The 4800-nt window shown below is 53.9% G+C and carries 6 protein-coding genes and 1 tRNA gene; all 7 read left to right on the top strand.

Annotated elements, in window-relative coordinates; genetic code table 11:
* The first annotated feature begins 43 nt into the window (after positions 1–43).
* A tRNA-Met gene (locus KMP13_RS14805) sits at positions 44–120 on the top strand.
* Between the two features lie 103 nt (positions 121–223).
* Positions 224–1135 carry a LysR substrate-binding domain-containing protein gene (locus KMP13_RS14800; RefSeq protein ID WP_215266739.1) on the top strand — a complete coding sequence of 304 codons (912 nt, stop codon included), beginning with the start codon at positions 224–226 and terminating at the stop codon, positions 1133–1135.
* A 90-nt stretch (positions 1136–1225) separates the two neighbouring features.
* Entirely contained in the window at positions 1226–2407 is a 1182-nt protein-coding gene (locus KMP13_RS14795) for a CaiB/BaiF CoA transferase family protein (RefSeq protein WP_215266738.1), read from the top strand.
* Entirely contained in the window at positions 2404–3045 is a 642-nt protein-coding gene (locus tag KMP13_RS14790; protein ID WP_215266736.1) for a glutathione S-transferase family protein, read from the top strand. The genes KMP13_RS14795 and KMP13_RS14790 overlap by 4 nt, the downstream gene beginning before the upstream one ends.
* An 80-nt stretch (positions 3046–3125) precedes the next feature.
* Positions 3126–3539, top strand: a complete 414-nt coding sequence (locus tag KMP13_RS14785) for a GFA family protein (protein WP_215266735.1) — start codon at positions 3126–3128, stop codon at positions 3537–3539.
* An 89-nt stretch (positions 3540–3628) separates the two neighbouring features.
* A complete protein-coding gene (locus KMP13_RS14780; RefSeq protein ID WP_215266733.1) occupies positions 3629–4540 on the top strand; it encodes a carbon-nitrogen hydrolase family protein in 912 nt (303 codons plus the stop codon).
* Positions 4541–4605: 65 nt separating this feature from the next.
* The coding region (locus KMP13_RS14775) for a transposase (RefSeq protein ID WP_215266732.1) at positions 4606–4800 on the top strand (195 nt) is incomplete at its 3' end.

The following is a 4800-nucleotide window of genomic DNA, read 5'->3' as shown; positions in this document are numbered from 1 at the left end:
GGATAATACCAATCTCTATAAAACGATAAAATCAAAAAACCAGCGCGGGATGGAGCAGCCAGGTAGCTCGTCAGGCTCATAACCTGAAGGTCGTAGGTTCAAATCCTACTCCCGCAACCAAAATCCTCAAAAATTAAACGCTAGACACACCGACAAACGTTTTGTCCGTTGGATTCCAGAACAAGTGATTGGCGTTCCGTAGCTCTCGCGCTAACACATCCATATGGAACCCCACGATACCTCAACGGCGCATGATTACTTCCCTCCTTTTGGCGGGTTAAAGGCTTTCTACGAAGTCGGGTTGACGGGAAGCGCCGTGGAAGCTGCTGCCCGTCTCAAAGTTACGCCTTCGGCAATCAGCCATCAATTGCGGGCTTTGGAGACAGAGCTGGGGGTTCGTTTGATCGAAAACCGTAAGGGTAAATTGTTTTTGACAGCAGATGGGAAGCAGTTCTTTAGCCAGATCAGGGATCCAATGGCGACCATTGTGCGTGCGACCGATCTGGTGCGATCATCACCAGCGCGCAAACGCGTAACAGTGACTTTGACGCCATCCTTCGCGGCGGAATGGTTTTTGCACCGCATCGCCGACCTTGAACAGACCCATAGTGATATTGAGGTCAATATGGTCACGACCACGCGGGTCGTTGATTTGAACCGCGAGGGCGTTGACTTGGCCATTCGTCGGGGCGCCGGGCAGTGGTCGGGTACAATCGCCGATCCGTTGATGGCCGAGACGATCGTACCTGTGATCTCTCCAAGCCTTTTGAGCAGCCTGAAGGCGACCAGCCTCGAAGAACTGCTGTCGACTGCCCGTATTTTGGGCAACTCAAACGTCGAAGGGGAGTGGGATCGCTGGTGTCGATCCTGTGGTTTCACATCACCTGATCTGACCCAACGCTATAATCTTCCGACCTATGAGCTGTCCATTCAGGCAGCCAAAGACGGTCTGGGCGTGACATTGGCGCGACGCCCATTGGCGGATCCTGACTTGGAAACGGGGCGATTAGTTCAACCTTTTTCAGATGTTACTACCGCTCGGGTTGAAACCGGCTATTATGTTGTACGCTCCAACGAGCCAATGTCGTCGGTTGTAAAACGCTTTCACAATTGGTTGCTGACGCAAGCGGAGTGAGCAGTATTCATCTTTAGATGATTTTTATTCATTACGTGGATTATGAAAGAATACCTACCTTCTGAGGATAGCAGAAGTAGGAAGACGAAGATGGATCATAACGTTGGCACCCAATTCACTGGCCCCCTTGCAGGGGTGAAGGTGATCGATCTGACTACGGTGATTTCCGGCCCGATGTGTACCATGATGTTGGCAGACCAAGGTGCCGATGTGATCAAGGTAGAGCGCGCGGACGGTGACTATACCCGCCATCTGGCCACGCGGCGTGGCGGGCATTCCGCGTCTTTTTTGAATAACAACCGCAACAAACGATCCATCGTATTGGACCTCAAGAAGTCCCAGGATCTTACGGCGTTGAAAGAGCTGATCGCACAGGCCGACGTGTTCGTGCAGAACTTTCGGCCTGGTGTCGCGGACCGATTGGGGTTGGGGTACGACGCGTTGCGCACGCTAAACCCGAGATTGATCCACATGTCCATTGCGGGCTTTGGCTTTGACGGGCCGTTGGCCCCCAAGCCTGTGTATGATCCTTTGATCCAGGCGGTTTCGGCCCTGACGACGGTTCAAGCCGGCTCAGATGAAGAGCGTCCAAGACTGGTTCGTACAATCCTGCCCGATAAATTGACCGCGATTCAGGCGAGCCAGTCGATCACGGCAGCTCTATTTGCGCGGGAACGCAGCGGCGAAGGGCAACAGGTCACGTTGTCCATGTTGGACACCGTCGCGTCCTTCCTGTGGGCTTCAGATATGAATGGCCATACATTCGTTGGGGATGAGATGGCTAAGGAAGAAAGTCAATCATTTTCTGACCTTATCTATGATGTAAAAGGCGGCTACGTGAGCATTTCAATCATGCAGGACAAGCATTGGGAAGCCTTGGCCAAAGCAACGGGTCGCCCCGATATTCTGGACGATCCACGGTTTGTGAATGCGGAACAGCGGGAAATCAATCGGGACGCGCGGCTAAAGCTGACGCAGGAAATTGTTGCCGATTTGGACCGCGACACGCTGCTTGTCGATCTGGAAGATGCCGGCGTGCCCTGTGCGCCTGTGTTGACGCGGCGCGAAATGCGCAATCATCCGCAGCTCGCTCAGAATGAGACTTTCTTTGAATACGATCACCCAACAGCCGGAAGGCTACGTCAAGCGCGCATGCCTGCGGTCTTTCACGGGACGCCCGCGCAAAACCGCCGCCCCGCTCCGGAGTTGGGAGAGCACACAGATGGCATTGTTACCCCTTTACTGAGTACACCCGAGGCGGGCGGCCTATGATCGGGTTTTACCCTTTCCCAAAGCCCAACAGTTGGATCGTTGCCATTATGTTGGCAGAGACCGGCCTGGACTATCGTGAGATCCACAAAAGGCAGGAAAGACGTGATCTGTGGGCCATCAACCCAGAAGCGAAGTTTCCAGCGATCGTGGACCATTCTGCCGTGGGCAGCCGGATGACCGTTAATGAAAGCGGCGCAATTCTATTGTTTCTGGCTGAAAAGTCAGGTCAATTCGGACCGGGCCTCAGTGCAGGCGACAAAGCGTTTTATGAATGGCTGTTCTGGCAGCCAACGCAAGTGCAGCGTCAGGACACGTCAGCACAAGACACACATGGCTGTGCAGGCCAAGCCTACGAGACTGTGCACGAAACGTTTGAAAGCCTTCTGACCCAGATAGAAACGCGCTTGGATGGGCAAGACTATCTTTTTAGGGAGTACACCATTGCGGATATGGCCAACTTCCCGTGGGTTTTGGTTGCGCGGCTGCTTGGTCTGGATCTGAACAGATTTCCGAACGTCACGGCCTGGCGGGATCGCATCCTATCGCGGTCTGCCGTTCGAACGGCGATTAATTTGAACACAGATAGCCAGCATTCGACCACAGCTGCGGCAATTCAATACTGTCAATACTGTCATTGAATCCGCAGAACACATGCGGACATAAAAAAACGTCGAAAAAAGCGATTACAAAAAGACATATCCAACATGGAGAGATCACGATGACCAAGATTAAAGGAAGCTGTCTTTGCGGACAGGTCACATATTCTTCGTCAGAAGAAGAGCCGGCAATGACCGCAGTGTGCCATTGCCCGGATTGCCAGAAACAAAGCGGCTCGGCATTTTCAACCAATGTTCTGGTTCCGACGGATTCTGTGACCTTCGAAGGCGAAAGCCGTCGCCAATATGTTGTAAACGGCGCATCGGGCGAGGAAGTGACCCGAAATTTCTGCAGCACTTGTGGTTCGCCGTTGACCACTGAACTGCCGGCATTCAACAATCTGTCGGCTGTTAAGGCCGGGACGTTGGATGACAGCTCCTGGGTGTCTCCGGACATTCAGATTTGGTGCGACAATACCAAACCCTGGAGCAAAATTGACGAAAGCATCAAAAGCGCCGGGGCGAACCCTGGCTAACCACCACTCACTAACTGCTTCCCCCGGCCATTTTGCCGGGGGAAGATTTTGCCGTAAGATGGCATATGAACAAGACAGGATAGCCGCAGATGAAAATTGCCGCCGTACAAGCAGCACCGGTTTTCCTCGACCCACAGGCCACAACCGACAAGCTGATCACGCTCCTGCGTGAAGCAGCAGGCGCTGGGGCGCAACTGGTTGCCTTCCCTGAGGTTTTTCTATCAGGCTACCCGATATGGCTGCGCGCGCCTGCGGTGGCATCCAATGATGAATTGCTAAAAGTCGGACAGATCGAATACCTGAAATCAGCCATCACCACAGATGGGCCCGAGCTGCAGGCGATCTGCAAAGAGGCGCGTGATCTTGGCGTGCATGTCTATACCGGCATTGTGGAGCGCACCGGTTCGATGGGGTCTGTCTATGCCTCTCTGGTTGCGATTGATCCCGACAAGGGCGTCGTAAATGTCCACCGCAAGTTAAAACCGACGTTTCATGAACGGCTGTTGTGGGCGGATGGGGACGCGCATGGTTTGCAGGTTCAGAACGTAAACGAATTTAAGGTCGGCGGGCTGAATTGTTATGAGAACTGGCAGCCCCTTGCGCGGCAAGCGCTTTATGAACAAGGCGAGCAGCTGCATATCGCAACCTGGCCCGGCGATCTGGATGTGACCAACCACATCACCCAATTCATCGCGATGGAAGGGCGGATCTATGTGGCTTCAGTTTCGGGGTTATTGCGCGCATCCGACATTCCCAACAGCTTTCCCTTGCGCAAATATGTGACCGAAGGGCGCGATGTGATCATGGATGGCGGGTCTATGATTGCGGCCCCCGGTGGTGAATTGATCGTGCCGCCGACCCTGGGCGAAGAGCGTATCCTATATGCGGATCTGTCTATGGATGCGGTGATTGGCGCGCATATGAAGCTGGATCCGGCAGGCCATTACAGCCGCCGTGATCTCTTGTCGCTCAACCACAACAAACAGCGGTTGGACCCTTAGTCGGCTTTGTTGCACAAATCGGTTTGAGGATTCACTGTTTGAATCCAGAGTGATAGCTGGAAGGTATGAGCAGTTGGTCCCCCACAAAGTACAAGAGCACGAACTGGTCGGCATACAATGATGCGCTTAAGCGACGCGGATCGCTTGAGATTTGGTTTGACCCAGAGATGGTTTGGGTGCCGCCACCGGGTGGCAAGCGCGGCCGCCAGCAGCGTTTCAGCGATGCGGCGATCCAAGCATGCCTTACCCTGGCGGTTGTG

Origin of the sequence: Epibacterium ulvae, from assembly GCF_018678075.1 — a bacterium.
Taxonomy (GTDB): domain Bacteria; phylum Pseudomonadota; class Alphaproteobacteria; order Rhodobacterales; family Rhodobacteraceae; genus Epibacterium; species Epibacterium ulvae_A.
The sequence above is the reverse complement of the archived record's forward strand: the minus strand, read 5'-3'. Positions and strand labels throughout refer to the sequence as shown.